General features: G+C 60.4%; 3 protein-coding genes and 1 pseudogene. 2 read left to right on the forward strand and 2 right to left on the reverse strand.

The features are described 5' to 3' along the window. Positions 1-240: pseudogene (locus ACHFFA_RS10980) on the forward strand (ATP-binding protein); the annotation flags it as partial. Between the two features lie 206 nt (positions 241-446). On the opposite strand, the gene ACHFFA_RS10985 reads toward ACHFFA_RS10980, so the two are convergent. After that, a complete protein-coding gene (locus ACHFFA_RS10985; RefSeq protein WP_394270878.1) occupies positions 447-2033 on the reverse strand; it encodes an ABC1 kinase family protein in 1587 nt (528 codons plus the stop codon). Between the two features lie 4 nt (positions 2034-2037). Further along, positions 2038-2529, reverse strand: a complete 492-nt coding sequence (locus ACHFFA_RS10990) for a MarR family winged helix-turn-helix transcriptional regulator (protein WP_394270879.1) — start codon at positions 2527-2529, stop codon at positions 2038-2040. Between the two features lie 125 nt (positions 2530-2654). Here ACHFFA_RS10990 and ACHFFA_RS10995 point away from each other — a divergent pair. Continuing rightward, a partial coding sequence (locus tag ACHFFA_RS10995; protein ID WP_394270880.1) for an HlyD family secretion protein occupies positions 2655-3613 on the forward strand: 959 nt, incomplete at its 3' end.

Genomic DNA, 3613 nt, shown 5'->3' on the forward strand with positions numbered 1-3613 from the left:
TATGTGGTGATCGCCGCGCCGGACCTCGTCAGCCTGCTCAATCACCTCAAGGGCACCCAGCGGCTGCCCGAGCCCCCGCCGGGCGAGGTCGAGGAGCCGGGCTTCGGGCCGGACCTCAAGCAGGTGAAAGGGCAGGAGACCGCCAAGCGCGCGCTCGAGATCGCCGCCGCGGGCGGGCACAACCTGCTCAACTTGGCGTCGCCGGTAGTTGCATTCAGCGCAATGGCCCCTTTGCGCCCTAATAGCGGCCATAAAGTCAGGCGAGGACAAGCCTGAAAGCTGCCGTTCCATAGTTTCGTCTGATTGAGGAAAATAAGCCTTCAATCGCAATGGGTCGAAAAATTTTTTTCGCGATGCGTCTTGGTCGCTGAAGTGCGGCGTATGAAATCCTCATTAAGTTCGGCTTTGCCGTAACGTGACCGTGCACGAATTAAGTTGCTCCTTCATTATGATTTTCGGATGAGCACCACCCCAGCAATCACAAGCGCGCCGCCAGCCAGAAGCCAGGATTGATCGACAAGCAATGCGCTAGCCACGATCAATGCGGCAGCTAGAGGGCCTTTCAAGGACTGACGCTCATTGCGAAGTCCTGCGAGTTGCTCGATACTGAGCGGATCGAGCTGAACCGGCACATATCCTGACTTTGCGATCGAGTTCGCAGTGGCAAGTATGTCGGGCAAGGACGCCGACAACCCCAGCAGCTGACCGCGAAGTTTCTTCAAACCCGACCGAGCGCTAGCGAGCGAGAACCGCTCGGCGAAAAGCTCCGTCATGATCGGCCGGGTGTCCTCGGCAATGTTATAGTCGGGTGCCAGTGATCGGACGACACCCTCTGCCGTAAGCAAGGTACGCAGAAGGATGGCCAGATCGGGTGGCAGGACCAGTTGATAATCCCGCAAAAGATCGAAAACGCGGGAGAAAATTTGCGAGAACTCGATTCCAGAAAGCACGGTCCCCCTGAACTCTCCGATCAAATGATCGAGATCCACCGCGAGCGCATCGCGATCCACCTTCGGCGCCCCCGCCCATGCGAGCAGGACATCCGCGACTTCGCTCGTTTCCTCGCCAGCGATCGCAAGCACGAGCCGAACGATCTCGTCGCGCCTCGTCTTGGTGAGCGTCCCGACTGATCCGAAGTCGATGAAGCCGACATCCTGCTCGCCGATCAGGAAAACATTGCCGGGATGAGGGTCGCCGTGGAATTCGCCGTTCAGAATGATCATGCGCAGGACTGCGTTGGCATAGCACTTGGCGAACGCCGCCACCTCCGGATCGCCCGATGAGGCGCCCAGCGAAGACGCGGGCCTGCCGTACAGGCGTTCCTGAACGTTCACCCGCAGCCCGGTCAGTTCCCAATGGATGGCCGGGGTCCTGACGCCGATGGTATCGAGATATGCGCCGATCCGCTCGCAGGCTCGGGATTCCGCAGCGAGGTCCATCTCCCAGGCAAGATTGCGGCCGAAGGTCCGCAGAAACTCGACTGGCCGGTAACGCGCGATGTCAGGCGAGCGTGCTTCTGCGATCTCGGCAAGACGCACAAGCAGGCGCACATCGGCTTCCATGCGCGCGGCGGTGCCCGGGCGGCGAACCTTCACGATGACCTCGCTACCGTCCTGTAGCTTGGCGGAATAGGTCTGTGCAATCGAGGCGGACGCCAAAGGCTGTTCGTCGAACTGCGCAAAGTCGTTCCGCCAGTCCTCACCCCAGCTTGAAGCAAGTACGGGCTCGATATCTGCGAAGCGCACTGGCGACACCTGATCGTGCAGGGTTGAGAATGCCGTGATCCAGTGTTCGGTAAACAGATCGCTTCGGGTGGCGAGGAGCTGCCCCAGCTTTATACCAACTGGCCCGATGTCACGGAGGAACGCGACAACTGCGGCCGGACGAAATTCGCGAGGATCGATGACATTGCTCGAAGAGGGAATAAATCCGAGGGCTCCGGCGAGATTTTTCGCGCCGTGCCTCATTAGGATTTGGCCGATCTCCGCGGCGCGAGCGATGCTGCCGATAGGCTTATCCGGGGGCGATGCCATGATTTTACTCAGCCTCGGCCCGGAGTTGGTCCAGATTTTTCGATACCCTTTCAAGAATCTGCTGCAACGTTCGCTTCTCGTCGGCGGCAATGTCGCGCCAAAGAAGATCATGAAGCCTATCCGCGGAGCCTCTCAGTTCGGGCAGCAGATCGTCAAGCTGCTCCGTGAGGATGAGCTGCCACGCTCGCCGATCCGTCTCAGCTCGAAGCCTTTTCATCAGCCCGCGTGCGCAAAGACCTGCAACCGCCTGGCCGATGGTCGCCGATTCCAGTTCCAGTTTCTTGGCGATTTCAGCCTGCGTAAGGGCAGGATCGCGAAGAAGTTGTCCGATGATCCTCCACTGTGTCTGATTGAGACCGATCCTGGCGCCCCTCGCATCGTACACTCTGCGCGCGCCGCGACTGATCTCGTCCATAAGATAGAGAATGCGGTCATCATCGGTGATGACCTTCTGCCGACGCTGAGACCGTGACATGGTATCTGGTTTTTCATCCATAGCGCTGTGTAGTCGGATAGCCTCGGATGCCCAAATGCAAACTGCTAAACGCCTTTACTATTTGACTCACGGCTCATAGGGCGCGAGACGCGTTCACCTTTTACTGAGGCTGCCGAAAGAATCAGATGACCGATAACTCCAACCAACCGGAGCAGGAGGGCACAACCCCAACGAAACCGCAATCGCGGCGTGGCTTGCGCATCGTGCTAATCATCGTTGGTCTTGCCGTGCTGCTTGGCGGGATCTGGTGGTACTACCGGCACGTAACCTACGGACAGTACATGCAGTCGACCGATAACGCCTATGTCGCTGCCGACAGCGTCGTTATCTCTTCCAAGGTAGCGGGATACGTCGAAGAGGTCTTCGTGGGGGAGAACGAGCAAGTTGCTCGCGGCGGAGCCCTCGTACAACTGGATCTGCGGGATTATCAGGCGCAAGCGCAACAGGCGCGCGCACAGATCGCTGCGACCCTGGCCGGTGCCGACACAATCCGTTCTCAGGTAGCCGAACAGGATGCAGCCATTCGCCAGGCGCGGGGCCAACTCGCCGCCGCGCGCGCAGCACTCGACCTCGCGAACGACCAGGTGGCGCGATATCGGCCCCTTGTCGCGACAGGAGCCGAACCGCGGGAAAAGCTAGACCAGTATGAGGCGCAGGCGCGGCAGGCGCGGGCCGAACTCGCCGCTGCGCAGGCGGCGGTGGCTGCCGCGACCGCTCGCCGGGGGACCCTGTTCGAGCAGATCAGCCAGACCCAGGCGCAGGCGGACGCTGCTCGCGCTCAGCTGGAAACAGCCGACCTTACGGTTGAATCGACCTTGCTGCGCGCCAGCAAGGCCGGCCGCGTCGGCGATCTCTCGGTGAGGGTGGGCCAGTTCGTGCAACCGGGTCAACGTTTGATGACGGTTGTTCCGGTGAGCGCGATCTACGTGACCGCGAACTTCAAAGAAACTCAGGTCGGCCTCATCCGGGCCGGCCAGAGCGTCAGGCTCGAAGTTGACGCCCTGCCAGACCTTGAGATCGCGGGACGAGTGGACAGCATATCGCCAGGAACGGGCGCGGAATTTTCCATCCTCCCCCCCGAAAA

Source organism: Qipengyuania sp. (assembly GCF_043423005.1).
Classification (GTDB): domain Bacteria; phylum Pseudomonadota; class Alphaproteobacteria; order Sphingomonadales; family Sphingomonadaceae; genus Qipengyuania.

What these genes read in the sequence shown, in the direction of transcription:
- ACHFFA_RS10985 (WP_394270878.1), bottom strand. Translation starts at nt 2,033, where the DNA reads ATGGCATCGCCCCCGGATAAGCCTATCGGCAGCATCGCTCGCGCCGCG.
- ACHFFA_RS10990 (WP_394270879.1), bottom strand. Translation starts at nt 2,529, where the DNA reads ATGGATGAAAAACCAGATACCATGTCACGGTCTCAGCGTCGGCAGAAG.